This window comes from Ruegeria sp. N10 (assembly GCF_056531545.1).
On record NZ_JBQFLY010000009.1, the window covers coordinates 18,169 to 36,426 of the forward strand.

Here is an 18,258-nt window from a genome sequence, read left to right on the forward strand (position 1 = left end):
CCAGCCAAAGGTGGCCCTTGGCATATTTGCCATCCGAAGCCGCTTATCGCTGACTCATGCCCTCAGCACACGGCAAACGAACTTTACGATACAAATCCACGGTGAAGATCCTCCCTCCCTCCGTCAAAAGAAAGGGCAAAGCTGGACGACTTATTCGCGCCCGCAGCAGGGTCATCCCGCCGCTACTGTGGCAGGCTTTCTCACCGCCGTTCTCATGGTCGTCCGCCTCAGTGGAGCTGAACCTGTAGGTCGCTGCCTGTGCTCGCAGGAAGTGATCATATGCTCCTAGCATATACGGGCGCTTGTGGGCAGAACGAGATCGATCTTAACCTGTCTTATGCTTGGTGCAATTGAAGCTACAACGTTCTCAGAAATTTGACCCTGGAGGTCAAAAACATCGTCGCGCTTGCCATCGTATCGATCCGCCCAGTCATGCGATCCGGTTTGCGCGCCAATCAGCTTTCCAGTCACACCCAACCGGTTACCAACTCCACAATCAGAACCCTCCAGCACGTAGCGGACACCAAGTTCACGGCCTATACGACGCACATCAACAGAAAGCCCTTTGTAAGAAAAGAAGAGTTTCGGGCGACTACGAATGTCCAGGGCACTCTGGACAAGCTGGTAATAATGTCTTCGGTAATACCTTCTGCGAAATAGTCCTGCTCTGCGTCAGACGGCAGATTTTCAAACGCCAATACGGCCACTGGAGGTTTGTCAGGGCGAGATTGAGCTGCTGGGCGCGTGGTGACGAATGAAGTCTGAACAGAGTAGGCTGTCACAGTGCGCGCGATATTCTTCAGGTATTGCGATCCTATTTCTGCGAACGCAATATCCACCTTACCTATGACGTCTTCGTATACCCCCATTGAAACGATAATGCCTACGGGAGGAGCCAGACCTTCCAGCCGGGCCGCGATGTTGACGCCGTCACCAAGAACATCACCGTTGTCATCAAAAACATCACCCGCGTGAATTCCCATACGAAATTGAACCTCCGGGATTTGCCCGCGTGCCGCGTTCCGCTCAACCATCTGACGCTGCATCGTTTCCGCACACGCCACCGCATCCAAAACCGAAGAAAACTATGCAAAAAACCGTCACCGGTCTTTTTGAACAGGCGCCCGCCATTCAATCCGATATGCGGCTCCAGCGCTCCAAAGTTACCCTTGTTAGCGTGCAAAGTGGCCTGCTCGTCAGTACTGACAAGCGCGCTATAGCCAACAATGTCAGCTGCGAGTATTGCCGCTAGGTGTCGTTCCAAACAAAAACCCTCCCGCGCATCCAATTTAAAGAAGTGTCACAAGGATATTAGGGGCTTCTCGTACAAATCGCTTAGGCTACGTCTCGAAAGTCGGCCGCACGATAAGGCACAATCAGTTCAGAAATCGGCGCCAGGATACCGCGTTTGCGAAGTGGGTCCGCACTCATGTCGAGTAGGAGTTCATCGTGATAGTGGAACATGTGAAGCAGAAGTGTGGCGGAACGTGCCGGCCCTTTTGGCATCCATGATTGTTTCCAGGACTTGAGCGCATCGATATCGCTTTGCATGGCCTCAGCATCCGGTAGGAGCACACGACCTGCAACGACTTCCGCAAGCCATTTGGCCTGAAGCGCGAAGGTCGTCACACTCATGAAGGAGGACGCCCGACCCACGAATGCAAGGTTTGGCACCGAGGGGTGCAGGACATGCCGGTATAAATAGAACCCATCCGGCCCATCATCCAAAGAGTTGAGTATCGACTTCGGTAGATATGGGTAGCCGGTCTTCCAGCCCGTGCCGAAGACCACGCAATCGACCTCAAGAGAATCCCCATCCGCAAGGTCGATTCCGTTGGAAGAGAATGCACTCACACCTGTTCGATGTGCAGAAATCTTACCAGATCGGATAAAGTCGATGAGCTCAGGACGTGGAACCATAGTTACTTCCGTAAACGCGTCGAATTCGACAGGCGTCTCAGGCATCAGGGTCTCACCACGTGCGATTTGCGTTCGCAATCGTTGCTGGGTACTGAGCAGCAGTTCTACGATACGCCAGAACAGCCAGGGCAACGGATATCCTATTGAGTGGATAGCGCGCACGATTGGGCTGGGTCTCACATACGGAGGGATCAGGGCTGCAACAAGGCGTGTCAGCATTCCCCATTTGAAAGGAAGAACACCCAGCAATTTGCGCGGAACAGGCCAGTGTGCGGTTCGGAATACGAGGTGAACCTTTTCCGCGACACCCACAAACCGTCAGAAATCCAGATTCTCGACGCTCAGTGCGTTTTTCTGGATAAATTCTCGACGAGGTTCGACAACATCACCCATTAGCTTGGTGAACAGATCGTCAGCTTCCACCATATCGTCAACGCGCACTTGCAGCAGCGTGCGTGCATCCGGGTCCAAAGTCGTTTCCCAAAGCTGGCCGGGGTTCATCTCTCCCAGACCTTTGTAGCGCTGCAAGGACAGGCCCTTTTCCCCTTCTTCCAGAATGGCGCGCAACAGGTCCAGCGGACCGTGGATCAATTGGCTACGATCACGGCGGATCAACGTGGCCGAAGTGTTGTAGACCTCTTGCAGGCTTTGCGTGAAGTTGCCTGTTTTGCGCGCTTCGCCCGACCGCAACATCGGGCCGTCCAGGGTGCGAACCTCTTCGACACCACGCAGAATGCGGGCCAGCCGAATTCCGTGATCCTGTGTGATCCGGCCCTGCCAGCCACGCTCATACTCCAGCGCGATCAGGTCCAGACGGGCTGCAACCTTGTCAGCCACCCCTTGCAGGTCTGCGTCCACCGCACCCGGCACAAAGGCTCCTGCAACGGCGGCCTGTTCCAGAATGTGGCGCGGGTAGTGCGTCGGGAAGGCGTCCAGAACGCGTTTCAACTGGCGCGCTTCGTCCACCACGCGGGCCAGGTCCTGCCCGGTGATCTCTTCACCCGAACCCAGTTTCAGCACGGCGCCCTCGATCCCCTGGTTGACCAGATAATCGTCCAGAGCCGCCTGATCTTTCAGATAAACCTCTGATTTTCCACGAGAAACCTTATAAAGCGGCGGCTGCGCAATATAAAGATACCCACCTTCGATCAGCTCAGGCATTTGCCGGTAGAAGAACGTCAGCAGCAGAGTCCGGATGTGCGCACCGTCCACATCCGCATCGGTCATGATGACAATCTTGTGGTAACGCAACTTTTCAATATTGAACTCATCACGGCCGATACCCGTGCCCAGAGCCATGACAAGATTACCGATCTCTTGCGAGGACAACATCCTGTCAAACCGCGCGCGTTCCACGTTCAGGATCTTACCGCGCAGAGGCAGAACCGCTTGTGTCAGCCGGTCACGGCCCGTTTGCGCCGACCCTCCGGCTGAATCACCCTCGACAAGGAAGACTTCGGTTTTGGACGGGTCTTTTTCGGAACAATCCTTCAGCTTCCCCGCCAGATAGTTCACATCCATTGCCGTTTTGCGGCGGGTCAGTTCACGCGCCTTGCGCGCGGCCTCGCGCGCCAGTGCAGCTTCGATGATCTTGCCGACGATCGCCTTGGCCTCGGTCGGGTTTTCTTCGAACCACTCGGCAAGTTTTTCGTTCATCAGACCCTCGACCGCTGGGCGAACCTCGGAACTGACCAGCTTGTCTTTGGTTTGCGACGAGAATTTCGGATCAGGCACTTTGACCGACAGCACACAGGTCAGACCTTCGCGCGCGTCATCACCGGTAAAGCTGACCTTTTCCTTTTTCGCGATCCCGCTGGACTGCGCGTAGTTGTTGATCGTCCGGGTTAGGGCACCACGGAAACCCGCCACATGGGAACCGCCATCGCGCTGAGGAATATTGTTGGTAAAGGGCAGTACAGACTCGTGATAGCTGTCATTCCACCACATTGCGATTTCCACACCGATATCGTCGCGCTCGCCCTTGATATAGATCGGCTCGGACATGGCAGGGGTTTTGGACCGGTCGAGGTACTTGACGAACTCCTTGACCCCACCTTCATAGAACAGCTCGGTTTCCAGCCGTTCCGCCGGACGCTCGTCAATCAGGATGATCCGAACGCCCGAATTCAGGAAAGCCAGTTCGCGCAGGCGTTTTTCCAATGTCTCGAATGAGTATTCAAGGTTCGAGAATGTGTCGGTCGAAGCCAGAAACCGCACCTCTGTTCCTGTCCGGTCCCCGCATTCGCCGACAACCTTCAGGTGCTCAACGGTTTCGCCACCTTCAAATCGCGCGATGTGCTCTTTGCCATTGCGCCAGACGCGCAGTTCCAGCCAATCCGAAAGCGCGTTCACCACGGAAACACCCACACCGTGCAGGCCGCCCGAAACCTTGTACGAGTTGCTGTCGAATTTCCCACCGGCGTGCAGCTGGGTCATGATGACCTCGGCCGCCGACACGCCTTCTTCCGGGTGGATGTCCACCGGAATACCGCGTCCATTGTCGCTGACCGAAACACTGGAATCGGCGTGAATTTTCACCGTCACATGGTCGGCATGACCCGCCAAAGCCTCGTCAATCCCGTTGTCGACAACCTCATACACCATATGGTGCAGACCCGAGCCATCATCCGTGTCCCCGATATACATGCCGGGGCGTTTGCGAACTGCCTCCAAGCCTTTGAGAACCTTGATAGAATCTGCGCCGTATTCTTGGGGGGCCTGTGCGTCTTCGGACATTCAGTCAGTACCTATATTATTTTGGTAACTTATACGTTTTCTGGTAGGGATTGTCACGCCATCCCCCAATATTTTGTGTTGTTCCGGATCGTTTTTTGCCGCCCGAAAAAGGGATCACAAACGATCGATATCAGAAGCGATATCCGCGGCAATTTCCAACGCGTCGACATCCTTGCGCTCGGCCGACAATCGCAGCCCGAGAATGTCCGACTGATACCGTGCCGCCAGTCGATCCGGATCATGTCCCGCCCCGATTTCACCGGCATCCTGAGCCCTGCGAAACAGATCAGCGAAACAGCCTTTCATTTCCGCCATGTGATGCGCCGCCTGATCCGCAAGGTCATGATCCTTCGCCTTCAACTCGGCATATGTCTTTGCCAACATGCAGGCCTTTGCCGGGGTCTCGACCACTTCGATCACCAATCGGGGCTGCGCTTTCAGCGCCTCCTTCGGACCCAGTCTCTCTGCCAGGGCCTTTAAGCGCGCCACACCTTCTTGCGTATAACTCTCCAGCGTCAGCGCATAGAGCGCATCTTTCGACCCGAACGCCGCATAAAAACTGCCAGGCTTCAGCTTCAGTTCCCGCTCCAGATCCTTCAGCGATGTACCAGCCCAGCCCTGACGCCAGAAGATATCCTTCGCCTTCGCGATCAACACGTCACGATCGTATGCGGGTTTGCGGGGCATCAGCATCACCAATTTTTGAACGTTCACTCAAGTATATACTTGAGCGTTCACTCAAGAAACCCTAAATACGACCCACCGCGCCAGAAACAGGAGTTCCGACATGGCCAATTTCCCGTCTCACGACCTCGAAACCGCGCCTGAAGCGTCCAAACCGCTGCTGCAAAAGTCTCAGGCCGCTTTTGGTCGCTTGCCCGGCCTGCATAAGGTCATGGCCGAAAGCCCTCAGCATCTGGAAGGCTATCAGGTTCTGCACGGCCTGTTCCTGCAAACTGATTTCGACAATGATGAGAAAACCGTCGTCTGGCAGACCATCAATGTGGAAAACGAATGCCACTACTGCGTGCCCGCCCACACCGGGATCGCCAAGATGATGAAGATCTCGGACGAGATATCGGACGCCCTGCGTAACGAAACTCCGTTGCCTTCAGCCAAACTCGAAGCACTGCGCACCTTCACCCTGCAAGTGATGGAAACCCGCGGCAACCCGACCGACGACCAGCTTCAGGCGTTCTTTGACGCGGGCTATTCACACCGCGCGGTTCTGGATGTCGTGCTTGGTCTGGCCCAGAAAACCATGTCGAACTACGTCAACCACATGGCCAAAACCCCGGTGGACGAGGTTATGCGCGGCTTTCTGTGGGAACGCAAAGTCAGTGAACCGGCCTAAGCGGTCACGACCGAGCCCTGATCGCTGTCGGTAACGATCAGCGTCTGGGCCCGGTCGCCCATTTCCGCAAACAGTTCGGGCCCGGTACCCGTCATCCAGGCCTGAGCGCCCAGCGCGCAAATCTCGTCATAAAGCGCTGCGCGCCGCCCAGCATCCAGATGCGCGGCCACCTCATCCAGCAGAACGATCGGAGGTGCGCCCAGCATCGCCGCCAGCGCCCGCGCATTGGACAGGATCAGCGACACCAAGAGCGCTTTCTGCTCACCAGTGGAACACTCCCGTGCCGGCACGCCCTTGGCCGCGAACACACCGTACAGGTCGGACCGATGCGGCCCCACCAGGGTTCGGCCCGCTGCCAGATCCCTGAACCGGCTCTCGCTCAACGCGTCTCGCAAATCTTCCGCCGTCTCGGGCATTGCGCCTTCGGTTTGCACCAACTCCAGTTCGGCAGAAGGAAAGACTGTTTCCGCCCGGTCCTGCGCCGCCCGCAGAAGATCCAGCGACCTCAACCGCGCGGTATGGATGCGGTGCCCCGTCTCGGCCAACTGCCCTTCAAGCGCGGCGTACCAATGCGCATCCCTGATCTGCTCTTTCAGCAGACGGTTACGTTCGCGCATCGCTTTTTCATAAATCAGCGATGTTTCAGCGTGGGCCGGGTCAAAACTCAGCGCGATACGGTCCAAAAACCGACGGCGTCCCTCAGCCCCTTCAATCCACAGACGGTCCATGGACGGGGTCAGCCAGACAACCCGCGCAAGTTTCCCCAGATCGATCTGGGTCGCCGACTTGCCATCAATTCGAACCTGTCGCGCCGCGCCGACCTCGGACCAGGTTTCGATCTCAAACCGCTGCCCCTGAGCGTCCAGCAACCCGGACAGTTTCCAACCCAACGCCTCGGGCCGCCGGGTCATCTCGGCCGCGCTCGCCCGCCGCATCCCGCGACCGGGCGAAAACAGCGACACCGCTTCAAGAATATTGGTCTTCCCGGCCCCGTTCGGCCCGTGAATGGCAACCGGCCGGCCGTCCAGAGACAACCGCGCCAGCTTGTGAGATCGAAAATGCGAGACCGTAAGCTCGGTCAGGGCCAATCCCATGACCCCTCCCTTCATCTTTTCAAAAATACTCCCGCCGGAGGCATCGCATCCGCGCGATCAGACGCGCATCGGCATGACGACGTATACAGCGCTCAGATCGTTGCCTTCACGCATCAATGTCGGGTCACCAGCTGAGTTGAACAGGAATACTGCATTCTCACGATCCACCTGAGACGCAATCTCCAACAGGTATTTGGCGTTGAACCCGATCTCCAACCGCTCATCCCCGTAAGCGACAGCCAGTTCTTCCTCGGCGGCGCCACTGTCAGGTGCGTTCACCGACAAGATCAGCTTGTCGCCTTCCAATTGCAACTTCACTGCCCGCGACCGTTCCGACGAAACAGTCGCCACGCGATCTACGGCCTGCGCGAATTCAGCGGCATCCACTTCAAGCTTGCGGGTATTTCCTTGTGGGATAACACGTGTGTAGTCGGGGAAGGTGCCGTCAATAACCTTCGACGTCAGCGTGATATCCGGCGTGGCAAAGCGTACCTTGGTTTCACTGACCGAAACGGCGATATCCATCTCGTCGTCATCCAACAGCTTGCGCAACTCGCCCACTGTTTTGCGAGGCACGATCACGCCGGGCATATCCGCCGCGCCATCCGGCAAATCTGCGTCAATTCTCGCAAGCCGGTGGCCATCGGTGGCCACACAACGCAACACTTTTCCACCCTCGGACCCATCTGCCACATGCATGTACACACCGTTAAGATAGTACCGGGTCTCTTCGGTCGAGATGGCGAATTTTGACTTGTCGAACAACCGGCGCAGCAATGCTGCCGACGCGCTGAAATTCGATTGATATTCCGAGGACGCCATCATCGGAAAATCTTCTTTTGGCAGTGTCGCCAGCGAAAAATTCGACCGACCCGCTTCAACTGTCAGCCGTCCTGCGGCGCTGTCAGCAGTCAATGTCACCAGCGCACCGTCCGGCAGTTTGCGCACAATCTCATGCAGGGTTGTTGCCGCGACGGTCGTCGCGCCCGCCTTTTCGACCTGTGCGGGTGCCTTATCGACCACTTCGATATCCAGATCGGTAGCACGGAACTGGACCTGATCGCCTTCGGCCTCGATCAGGACATTGGCAAGTATAGGAATGGTATTGCGACGTTCTACAACGGACTGAGCCTGCGAAACGGCTTTAAGAAGGGTGCCGCGTTCAATGCTGATCTTCATACCCTCAATTCCTCTGACTTGCGTACCGACATGGGCGGGACTGGCACGTTAGCGGTTCCACCCCGAGGCACAAGGATTTTTTACGGATTTCTGGGTTGGAATGCACCAACCGTCAAGTGCGGCGTGCCCCACACGCCTCAGTTCTGGTGCAACCGTGGATTCTTACGCACAAAAAACGCCCCGGCACAGAAGTCCGGAGCGTTCCTTAGCACTACTGGCCCGGTTCAGGCTTCGAGAGAACGGCGCAGCATCTCCACGTCTTCAGCGATCTGACCATCGGTCAGTTTCAGCTCTTCAATGCGCTTAACGCCATGCATGACCGTGGTGTGGTCGCGCCCGCCAAACCGGCGGCCGATCTCTGGCAGCGACCGGCTGGTCAGCTGCTTGCACAGATACATCGCCACCTGACGGGGGCGCGCGTAGGATCGCAGGCGCTTGGGACCGATGATATCGGACATGCGGATGTTGTAGTATTCGGATACTTTCCGCTGAATCTCTTCAACCGTGATCTTACGCTCGGATGCGCGCAGGACATCTGCCAGACAATCCTGCGTCAGCTCCATGTCGATCTCGCGTCCAACCAACGAGGCAAAGGCAAACAGACGTGTCAGAGCACCTTCCAGCACGCGGACATTGGTCGAGATACGATGAGCCAAAAATTCAAGGACGCCATCTGCAATCGTCAGGTCGGGATAGGAACCGCTATATTGCTGGACCTTGTTCTGAAGAATGCCCAGACGCAATTCATAGTCGGTCGGATGCAGGTCAACGACCAAACCACATTGAAGGCGGGACTTTACGCGATCTTCCAGATCCTTGATTTCGCCTGGGGCGCGGTCGGCCGAGATGATGATCTGCTTGTTCTGATCCACCAGCGCATTGAACGTATGGAAAAACTCTTCCTGAGTAGAATCCTTTCCGGCAATGAACTGCACGTCATCGACCATCAGCACATCCACCGAACGGAACAAATGTTTGAAATCCATCATCCGGCGTTCCCGCAGGGCCTGCACGAAGCGATACATGAACTGTTCGGCTGACAGGTACAGGACATTCAGTTGCGGATGCTTGGTTTTCAGCTCCCAGGCAATTGCGTGCATCAGGTGGGTCTTACCCAGACCCACTCCACCATACAGAACAAGCGGGTTGAATGTTACCGGGCCGCCTTCGGACACACGGCGCGCGGCAGCATGGGCCAGCTCGTTGGGTTTACCCACCACAAAACTGTCAAAGGTGAAACGTGAATCGAGCGGCGCGGCCTGCAACGACTCCAAAGCGTTCTGCGCACTATCCGTCGCCGCTAAGGGTACCGGCTCTGGCTGAGTTTCGGTGACCACCTTGGCTGCGGGCTTGGGACGCGCGGGCGAGTTGGCAGCAACACGGAAGTCCAGACGCTGAACGGTTTCCCCAGCCGTATTCAGCTCGTACAAGATGAGGTCCGCAAAATTCTGGCTAACGTAGTTCCCCATAAAGTTCGTTGGCACGGAAAAAACCGCCACACCATCCTGCAGCTCTTTAAATTCCAGAGGCTCGATCCATGTGGTGTAATTATTCCGACCGACAGCCTTCAGCAATTTGTTACGCAGTAGTCCCCATTTCTCTTGTGTCATTCAGCGCCTCACGCATCCCATTCTTATTGGCCTGTCGGCCTTATCATACGAAGCCGGTTGCCCGGTCTTGTATTCACACGCCCAAAGGGAACCTGTCGCCAAACCTAACGGCTTGGCGGGATTGCCCCTGAAAGTTCGGTGCACCCGGATTTTCGACGCTCAACAATAAATGAGCGTCCCGAAACTCGGGCTGCACGTCACAATCTCAATTTTCAGACAGGGCCGAGAATCCCGGATAATCCGGACTTCGCGGCAGATCGGCAGCCCAGCTTGCGCCAGTCGTCGACGAATGTTTCCTGATCGATCTGATGCCCGTCAGTCCGATCGAGTAAACAGCCTGTCCCCCCAAGCGAGTGAATCGCTGACATCAGTGGTAGCAACTTGAAATGGGGCGCGGCAACGAAACTCTGATATTGACTCGGGTCTTTGGTCGAAAGAATCTCTCGGTTTCGTGAAGGCGCGGTATTCCGGCAACACGAAAAAAGGCGCCGCAATGCGCAGCGCCTTTGACATTAGTTCAGCCTTGCTGACTTGACCTAAGGTAACCCGCAGGCTTCAACCCAGAGCTTTGACCCGGGCCGACAGGCGCGACATTTTACGCGCAGCAGTGTTCTTGTGGAACACGCCTTTGGTGACGCCGCGCATCAGCTCGGGCTGGGCGGCGCGCAATGCTGCGGTTGCCGCATCTTTGTCACCGGATGCAATCGCTTCTTCGACTTTACGCAGATAGGTGCGGATGCGCGAACGACGCGCTTTGTTAACAGCGAAACGCTTTTCGTTCTGACGGGCGCGTTTCTTTGCCTGGGGCGAATTTGCCATGTGTCTCTGACCTTCGTTCGGTACGGTTATCAAGGGTTGCGCGCCACGGATATATCCGCACCGGATCAGAAATCACGAGTGTGAGTCGGGCCAAGCGGGCCGCACGCGCATGTATTGCGGCGCTCAATACCGAACATTTCAAGGATTGCCAAGCCGATTCTTGGATCTCACAGACCCGGCAAAGAAAAGGCAGGCAACACCCGCCTTTCATTAATCTCTTGCGTTTTACTTGTCGCGAAACTGCGCAGCCCGCTTTTCAAGAAACGCCGCCATGCCCTCTTTCTGGTCTTCGGTGGCAAACATGGAATGGAAGACCCGACGCTCAAACAGCATACCTTCACTCAGCGGAAGCTCGTAACTACGATTGACCGCTTCTTTTGCCGCAGCTGCCGTCAGTGCCGATTTCTCGGCTATTTTTTGCGCCGCACCGACGGCTTCTTCGATCAGCTTCTTGGCCGGTACGACCCGGCTGACCAAACCAGCGCGCTCGGCTTCGTCCGCGTCCATGAACCGCCCAGTCAGGTTCATGTCCATCGCCTTGGACTTGCCGACAAAGCGCGTCAAACGCTGGGTGCCGCCCAACCCGGCTATGACGCCAAGGTTGATTTCAGGCTGGCCGAATTTTGCAGTGTCCGCCGCAATGATGAAATCGCAAAGCATTGCCAACTCGCATCCCCCACCCAGAGCATAGCCCGCGACCGCGGCGATGATCGGTTTGCGAATCGCCGAAACCCGATCGTTTGCATCAGCAAAAAGGTTGGTTGTGTAGACATCGACAAAGCTCATCTCGGACATTTCCCTGATGTCCGCGCCTGCGGCAAAGGCCTTGTCCGATCCGGTGATGACGATGCAACGCACCTTGTCGTTGCTGTCCGCCTCTTCCAGCGCGGTACACAACTCACCCAGTAACTGGGAGTTCAGCGCATTCAACGCATCTGGTCTGTCGAGTTTGATTAGGGCGACGTGGTCTTCGATTTCGACGATGATCGTCTCAAAAGCCATGAGAAAAAAGCTTCCGGTTGTTCCGTTCAGTTACGAGTCCTTACCACGCGAATTCTCTGGATCAAGCTATCTTTGGCATTGCGCACAGTAGAAGGATGAGCGACCGGACTGGGTGATTCTCTGGATCAGACCATTGCAACCCTCGGTCCGGCAGGGCTTTCCTTCACGACCGTAGACATCAAAGCTGTGCTGAAAATATCCAAGTTCTCCATCAGCTTGCCGGAAATCCCGCAGGGATGATCCGCCTGCTTGGATCGCGTCCTGCAACACCTTCCGAATGATAGGAACCAGCGACGCGACACGTGCCGCAGAAATTTGCCCTGCTTTGCAACGTGGCGACACCTTGCCGCGATAAAGCGCTTCGCAAACATAGATATTCCCCAATCCGGCAACGATTCCCTGATCCAGCAGGGCTGATTTGACTGGGGTATTCCTGCATTTGAACGCCTCAATCAGGTGTTGCTCGTGGAAATCATTGCCCAAGGGCTCTGGTCCCAGAACCGCCAGAAGCTTGTGATCCTCGGCTGTGGCTGTGGGCAGCAGGTCCATCGCTCCAAACCGGCGAGGATCGTTAAAGGTGATACGCGCCCCGTTGGCCATGTGAAAAACAACATGGTCATGTTTCTCAGCGGCAGGATGTTCGCGCAGGAAATGACCTAGTGGATCGCCTGACACCGTCATTCGCCCCGACATCCCCAGATGAATCAACAAGGTCTCACCACTGCTGAGATCGGCCAGGATATATTTTGATCGCCGCCTTAACCGATCCACCCGCTGCCCGGTCAGCCGTTCTGCCATGCGTTCGGGAAATGGCCAGCGCAGATCCGGGCGGTTCACATCGGCGCGTGCGATCTCGACTCCCTCCATCGCAAGGCTCAGGCCGCGTCTTACGGTCTCGACCTCGGGCAATTCTGGCATTACAGGGCTCCTATTCCAAAGGGCCGCATTGTGCCCCGCTTCCAGAGCCCTATAACAGAAGCGAAATTCGACAAACGGCAAGGCTTATGTCCAACAACAGCGACAACACCACTCATTTCGGGTTCGAAACCGTACGCGAGGCTGACAAGGCCGGGCGCGTGCAGGGCGTGTTCAACTCGGTCGCCTCGAAATATGACGTGATGAACGATGTCATGTCGATGGGTATCCACCGGGTCTGGAAAGACGCGATGATGGACTGGCTAGCTCCGCGTCCCGGTCAGCGTTTGCTGGATGTTGCGGGCGGAACCGGTGACATTTCCTTTCGCTTTCTGAAACGTGCAGGCTATGGCCATGCCACGGTTCTTGATCTGACAGAACCCATGCTGGTCGAAGGCCGGCAACGCGCCGAAGCCGACCAGATGGCCGACAGCCTGAACTGGGTGGTGGGCGATGCCATGGCCCTGCCGTTCGAGGACAACACCTTTGACGTCTACACGATCTCGTTCGGCATCCGGAACGTGACCCGCCCGCAAGAGGCCCTGAACGAAGCCTTTCGCGTGCTGAAACCCGGTGGCCGCCTGATGGTGCTGGAGTTCAGTCAGCTTCCCAATGACGGGTTGCAAAAGCTCTATGACCTCTACAGTTTCAATGTCATTCCACGCATGGGAAAGCTGATCGCGAATGATTACGACAGCTATCAGTATCTGGTGGAGTCGATCCGTAAGTTTCCTGATCAGGAAACCTTCCTGAACATGGTCCGAACTGCTGGCTTCGAAAACGCCAAATACCGCAATCTCAGCATGGGTATCGCCGCGCTGCATTCCGGCTGGAAAATCTGACACATGCGTGGCCCACATAATATCATCCGCCTGATCCGAACGGGTGCCACGCTTGAGCGCACCGGTGCCATGAATGTCGTGCTGGATGCATTCGAAGCCCCGCGCCCGCTTCGCGTCATCGCCCATGCTTTGGGCAAACCGTTTCAGTGGCTGGGCTACAAAGGCGACCCGCAGATGCCACCCGCAACCCGCGCCCTGACCGCTTTGGGTCCGGCATATATCAAATTCGGGCAGGTGCTTTCCACCCGCCCTGATGTCGTCGGCAACGAACTGGCAGAACAGTTACGTGTCCTACAGGACAAACTCCCGCCTTTTTCCCGGACAAAAGCCATGGCCGAGGTTGAAAAGGAACTTGGACAGCCTGTGGCGGACGTGTTCTCTGAGTTCAGTGAACCTATTGCAGCCGCATCCATCGCTCAGGTCCACAAAGCCAAACTGGTTAGCACAGGCGAAGATGTCGCCGTCAAAGTTCTGCGCCCGGGGATCGAGCGCGCATTTCGCAAGGATGTGGATGCATTTTATTTCGCCGCTCGCATCGTGCAGCTTTTCGCCCCCGGTGCCCGCCGTCTGAGGCCCATGGAGGTCATTGAACATTTTGACGGCGTTGTTCGGGGCGAATTGGATCTGCGTCTGGAAAGCGCTGCCGCCTCGGAATACGCGGCCAACACAAAAGACGACACAGGGTTCTGGCTGCCGCCCGTCTTGTGGTCACTGTCAGCACGGCGCGTGATGACACTCAGCTGGGCCGACGGTGTTGCATTGGGTGAAAATGACGCACTGGACGCCGCAGGCCACGATCGCCGCGACCTGGCTGAACGTGTGCTGCGTCTGTTCCTTCTTCACGCCTTGCGCGACGGCTATTTCCACGCCGATATGCATCAGGGCAACCTAAAGGTCGCCGCCAACGGTGACATCATCGCTTATGATTACGGTATCATGGGCCATATCGACGAATACACGCGCCGGGTCTATGCCGAGATCCTGTTCGGTTTCATCCGCCGCGACTACAAGCGCGTGGCCGAAGTGCATTTCGAAGCCGGTTACGTTCCTGCACACCAGGACGTCGATGAATTCGCCCGCGCCCTACGTGCGGTTGGTGAACCCATCTTCGGTATGGATGCCTCGCATATTTCGATGGGCCGTTTGTTAAGCTATCTGTTCGAAGTGACAGAGCGTTTTGGCATGGAGACACGTACCGAGCTGATCCTCCTACAGCGCACGATGGTCGTGGTTGAAGGTGTTGCCCGGTCACTGGATGACCACATCAATATCTGGGAAGTCGCCCGCCCCGTGGTCGAAGATTACATTAAACAATCCATCGGCCCGCGCGCCGCGCTTCGTGACTTTGCCAAAACCGCTTTGGTTCTGGCACGCTTTGGTCCGCGCCTGCCGACATTGGTCGAAAACGCGTTGATTGCACAGACACACAAAGAAGAACCGGAAAACTCGGGTCTTTTGCCAAAAATCCTGCCCGCCGCTCTCGGTGCAGTTGCCGGCGCAGCCATAGTTCTGTTGATCACGACACTCGGCTGATTGTGATCCGCAGCTTCATCTGGCTGAAAATATCCTCGGGGGGAATCGCGCCTTGCGCGATGGGGGGCAGACAGCCCCCCTTGCCCAAACCCGGATCAGAGCCGCTCGATGGCAATGGCGATCCCCTGACCGCCGCCAATACACATGGTGATCAACCCTTTTGATCCGCCTGTACGCTCCAACTCGTAAAGTGTCTTCATGGTAATGATGGCGCCCGTCGCGCCTACAGGGTGCCCCAGTGCTATCGCGCCTCCATTCGGGTTCACTTTCGCTGCATCCAACCCAAGCTCCTGATTGACGGCCAGCGCCTGCGCGGCAAATGCTTCGTTGCTTTCGATCACATCGAAATCTTCCACCGAAAGACCCGTCTTCCTGAGCAGGTTTTGCACGGCCGGTACCGGGCCAATACCCATGACTTCGGGGCGCACGCCAGCATGTGCATAGCCGATTACACGTGCTTTTGGCTTCAACCCGGCCTTTTCCGCCGCATCCGCCGTTGCCAGAACCATCGCCGCCGCGCCATCGTTGATGCCCGAGGCATTGCCTGCCGTTACACGCCCATCTTTCTTGAACACAGGTCGCAACCCGGCCAGCGCTTCGGCGGTCGTCGCTTTGGGATGCTCATCAACTTTGAAATCCACCATGTCCCGCTTGACCTTCACCTGAACGGGCACGATCTGACTTTCGAAATATCCGGCTTCAATTGCGGCGGCCGCGCGGGTCTGGCTGGCAAGGGCGAATTCGTCCATCTGTTCACGGCTGATCTGGTGTTCATCGGCAACGTTCTCGGCCGTCACACCCATGTGCCCTGTGCCAAAGGGGCAGTTCAACGCACCCAGCATCATGTCCAGTGATGTGACATCACCCATTTTCGCGCCCCAGCGTGCCTGTGGAACAATGTAAGGGCTTCGCGACATGCTTTCTGCCCCACCTGCCACGGCAAAATCGGCATCGCCAAGCATCAAGGACTGCATTGCCGACACGATCGCCTGTGCGCCTGAACCACACAGTCGGTTTACATTCATCGCAGGGGTGCCGTTCGGAATCCCGGCCTGCATCGCGGCAACGCGCGACAGGTACATGTCCCGAGGCTCGGTGTTGATGACATGACCAAACACAACATGCCCGATTTGAGCACCTTCTACCCCTGACCGCTCCAAGGCCGCTTCGGTGACCACCGTCGCCAGATCAATGGGCGCGGTTGACGCAAGTGCGCCACCAAAAGTTCCAATCGCGGTGCGCGCACCATCCAACAATACGATGTCTGTCATGTCTTTCTCCTCTTGGAATCGTCGTCAGTATGCACATGCAGCATGATCCTGTCCTATAGGACGTGCCGTCACGGATGGAATTGACAAGCGGGATCCCAACACGCATGGATTCCGTCATGACGGAGAACACAGACGATATCCTGAACCTTTTGCCCGCCCGCCTGAAAGACGCACGCCGGGCCAAAGGACTGTCGCTGGAAGCAGTCGCAAACCTGAGTGGCGTGTCCAGATCCATGGTTAGCCAGATCGAACGCGGGGAAAGTAGCCCGACGATCTCGACCCTCTGGAACCTGACCCGTGCGCTACAGGTGGATTTTGCCGGTCTTCTGGAAGGTTCAAAAGCCAGTGATCAGATCGAGGTGCTGCGCGCGTCCGAAGTGCCCAGCATCGACAATATGGGGCAGAACTGCCGCATTCGCATCCTGTCCCCGCCGGAAGAGGCCGGAGGTCATGAGGTTTACGATATCGAGTTCGACAAAGGCGGGGCCTTGAACAGCCAGCCCCATGCGCGCGGCGCGCGTGAGCAGCTGACCGTGCTGGAAGGCGCCGTCAAGGTTACATCGGGCAGTGCCGTGTCGGAACTGAGCCGAGGGGATACCGCCCGCTATGCCGCGGATATCGTGCATTCCATCTCGGCCAAAGAACCAGCGCGGGTGTTTCTGATCGTAAAGAACGCGTAACATCAGCAGATTTCCGCCTTCACGGAAAATTTTCCTGTATATTGAAATTCCCCTATTTGGGAAATCCATCCGCTATGTTAGACGTGCGACTCAGTTGAACGGAGGTCGCCATGGCAGATGCATTCCTGTCCCACATCACGGACACACTCGCGCAGATCGAATCCGAGGGGCTGTATAAGCGCGAACGAATGATCACCTCGCCTCAGGGCGGTGAGATTACGGTTGGCGGCAAACGGGTGATCAACCTGTGCGCCAACAACTATCTGGGTCTTGCGGATCACCCCTCGCTGATTGAGGCCGCAACAAATGCGATGGGTCCGAAAGGATTCGGTATGGCCTCGGTCCGGTTCATCTGCGGGACGCAGGATATTCACCGTGAACTGGAACAGCGGTTGGCCAAGTTCCTGAACAAGGACGACGCGATCCTGTTTGCGGCCTGTTTTGATGCCAATGGCGGGCTGTTCGAACCGTTGCTGGGGCCTGAAGATGCGATCATTTCGGACAGTCTGAACCACGCCTCGATCATTGACGGGGTGCGGCTGTGCAAGGCCAAGCGCTATCGCTATCTGAACAATGACATGAACGACCTGGAAGCGTGGCTGAAGCAAGCGCGCGAGGATGGCGCGCGTCACATCATGATCGCAACCGATGGCGTGTTCTCGATGGATGGCTATCTGGCCAACCTGCCGAAAATTCGCGAACTGGCTGACAAATACGACGCCATCGTGATGGTCGATGATTGCCATGCAACGGGCTTCATGGGGCCGCGCGGTGCAGGAACACCGGATCACTTTGGTGTTGATGTCGACATTCTGACTGGAACTTTGGGCAAGGCACTTGGGGGGGCAATCGGCGGCTACATCGCCGGGCCGCAGCCAGTGATCGACCTGCTGCGGCAGCGGGCGCGGCCCTATCTTTTCTCGAACTCGCTGCCGCCATCCATCGTCGCCGCAGGGATTGAGGCGATCCGCCTGGTCGAAGAAGGCGACATTCTACGCGCGCAGTTGTTCGGAAACGCAAAGTACTGGCGTGCCGGTTTGGAAAAGCTTGGCTTTGACGTTTTGCCCGGCGAACATCCGATCATCCCTGTCATGCTGGGCGACGCGACGCTGGCACAAGAGATGGCCACCAAGCTGTTTGACGAGGGCGTGTATGTCTCGGGCTTCTTCTTTCCTGTTGTTCCCCGCGGGCAGGCGCGGATCAGAACACAGATGAACGCCGCCCTGACGCGGGACGAACTGGACCGCGCTCTGGCGGCCTTTGGCAAAGTCGGCAAGGAACTGGGGGTGATCTGATGCGACCC

General features: G+C 56.9%; 16 protein-coding genes. 5 read left to right on the top strand and 11 right to left on the bottom strand.

Annotation, left to right across the window (positions count from 1 at the left end; translation table 11 throughout):
- Positions 1 to 536: 536 nt before the first annotated feature.
- The 4 genes from ACR0JI_RS13030 to ACR0JI_RS13045 all read right to left on the bottom strand — a co-directional run bounded on the left by ACR0JI_RS13030 (position 537) and on the right by ACR0JI_RS13045 (position 5,343).
- The gene (locus ACR0JI_RS13030; RefSeq protein ID WP_480474858.1) at positions 537 to 1,046 is read right to left on the bottom strand and encodes an adenylate/guanylate cyclase domain-containing protein; all 510 of its coding nucleotides are present in this window, start codon (positions 1,044 to 1,046) and stop codon (positions 537 to 539) included.
- Between the two features lie 289 nt (positions 1,047 to 1,335).
- Positions 1,336 to 2,052 (bottom strand): hypothetical protein, encoded by a 717-nt coding sequence (locus ACR0JI_RS13035; RefSeq protein ID WP_480494571.1) that lies wholly within the window; start codon positions 2,050 to 2,052, stop codon positions 1,336 to 1,338.
- A 186-nt stretch (positions 2,053 to 2,238) separates the two neighbouring features.
- Positions 2,239 to 4,656: a DNA topoisomerase (ATP-hydrolyzing) subunit B gene (gyrB, locus tag ACR0JI_RS13040; protein WP_480474814.1), complete on the bottom strand. Its 2,418-nt coding sequence runs from the start codon at positions 4,654 to 4,656 to the stop codon at positions 2,239 to 2,241.
- Between the two features lie 114 nt (positions 4,657 to 4,770).
- On the bottom strand, positions 4,771 to 5,343 hold the full coding sequence (locus tag ACR0JI_RS13045; protein ID WP_480494569.1) for a TetR/AcrR family transcriptional regulator: 573 nt from the start codon (positions 5,341 to 5,343) through the stop codon (positions 4,771 to 4,773).
- Between the two features lie 100 nt (positions 5,344 to 5,443).
- On the opposite strand from ACR0JI_RS13045, the gene ACR0JI_RS13050 reads away from it, so the two are divergent.
- Positions 5,444 to 6,010 (top strand): carboxymuconolactone decarboxylase family protein, encoded by a 567-nt coding sequence (locus ACR0JI_RS13050; RefSeq protein ID WP_480494567.1) that lies wholly within the window; start codon positions 5,444 to 5,446, stop codon positions 6,008 to 6,010.
- Here ACR0JI_RS13050 and recF read toward each other — a convergent pair.
- The 6 genes from recF to mutM all read right to left on the bottom strand — a co-directional run bounded on the left by recF (position 6,007) and on the right by mutM (position 12,632).
- On the bottom strand, positions 6,007 to 7,104 hold the full coding sequence (gene recF, locus ACR0JI_RS13055; protein ID WP_480476884.1) for a DNA replication/repair protein RecF: 1,098 nt from the start codon (positions 7,102 to 7,104) through the stop codon (positions 6,007 to 6,009). The two genes, ACR0JI_RS13050 and recF, sit on opposite strands and share 4 nt — an antisense overlap.
- Positions 7,105 to 7,161: 57 nt before the next feature.
- Positions 7,162 to 8,283 (bottom strand): DNA polymerase III subunit beta, encoded by a 1,122-nt coding sequence (gene dnaN, locus ACR0JI_RS13060; protein WP_480474811.1) that lies wholly within the window; start codon positions 8,281 to 8,283, stop codon positions 7,162 to 7,164.
- A 224-nt stretch (positions 8,284 to 8,507) separates the two neighbouring features.
- Positions 8,508 to 9,893 (bottom strand): chromosomal replication initiator protein DnaA, encoded by a 1,386-nt coding sequence (gene dnaA / locus ACR0JI_RS13065; RefSeq protein ID WP_480474810.1) that lies wholly within the window; start codon positions 9,891 to 9,893, stop codon positions 8,508 to 8,510.
- A gap of 555 nt (positions 9,894 to 10,448) precedes the next feature.
- Entirely contained in the window at positions 10,449 to 10,712 is a 264-nt protein-coding gene (gene rpsT / locus ACR0JI_RS13070; protein WP_039541017.1) for a 30S ribosomal protein S20, read from the bottom strand.
- A gap of 225 nt (positions 10,713 to 10,937) precedes the next feature.
- Complete coding sequence (locus tag ACR0JI_RS13075) at positions 10,938 to 11,714, bottom strand: enoyl-CoA hydratase (protein ID WP_480494565.1); 777 nt, start codon at positions 11,712 to 11,714, stop codon at positions 10,938 to 10,940.
- Positions 11,715 to 11,780: 66 nt separating this feature from the next.
- The gene (mutM, locus tag ACR0JI_RS13080; RefSeq protein WP_480474808.1) at positions 11,781 to 12,632 is read right to left on the bottom strand and encodes a bifunctional DNA-formamidopyrimidine glycosylase/DNA-(apurinic or apyrimidinic site) lyase; all 852 of its coding nucleotides are present in this window, start codon (positions 12,630 to 12,632) and stop codon (positions 11,781 to 11,783) included.
- Between the two features lie 86 nt (positions 12,633 to 12,718).
- Between mutM and ubiE the strand changes: the two genes are divergently transcribed.
- Both ubiE and ubiB read left to right on the top strand, forming a co-directional pair.
- Positions 12,719 to 13,471, top strand: a complete 753-nt coding sequence (gene ubiE / locus ACR0JI_RS13085) for a bifunctional demethylmenaquinone methyltransferase/2-methoxy-6-polyprenyl-1,4-benzoquinol methylase UbiE (RefSeq protein ID WP_480494563.1) — start codon at positions 12,719 to 12,721, stop codon at positions 13,469 to 13,471.
- A gap of 3 nt (positions 13,472 to 13,474) precedes the next feature.
- Positions 13,475 to 15,004 (top strand): 2-polyprenylphenol 6-hydroxylase, encoded by a 1,530-nt coding sequence (gene ubiB / locus ACR0JI_RS13090; protein ID WP_480474806.1) that lies wholly within the window; start codon positions 13,475 to 13,477, stop codon positions 15,002 to 15,004.
- A gap of 95 nt (positions 15,005 to 15,099) precedes the next feature.
- Here ubiB and ACR0JI_RS13095 read toward each other — a convergent pair whose 3' ends face one another.
- Complete coding sequence (locus ACR0JI_RS13095) at positions 15,100 to 16,275, bottom strand: acetyl-CoA C-acyltransferase family protein (protein WP_480474805.1); 1,176 nt, start codon at positions 16,273 to 16,275, stop codon at positions 15,100 to 15,102.
- Between the two features lie 116 nt (positions 16,276 to 16,391).
- Between ACR0JI_RS13095 and ACR0JI_RS13100 the strand changes: the two genes are divergently transcribed.
- Positions 16,392 to 16,955 carry a helix-turn-helix domain-containing protein gene (locus tag ACR0JI_RS13100; RefSeq protein ID WP_480474804.1) on the top strand — a complete coding sequence of 188 codons (564 nt, stop codon included), beginning with the start codon at positions 16,392 to 16,394 and terminating at the stop codon, positions 16,953 to 16,955.
- Positions 16,956 to 17,065: 110 nt separating this feature from the next.
- The gene (locus tag ACR0JI_RS13105) at positions 17,066 to 18,250 is read left to right on the top strand and encodes a glycine C-acetyltransferase (RefSeq protein ID WP_480474803.1); all 1,185 of its coding nucleotides are present in this window, start codon (positions 17,066 to 17,068) and stop codon (positions 18,248 to 18,250) included.
- The last annotated feature ends 8 nt before the right edge of the window (positions 18,251 to 18,258 follow it).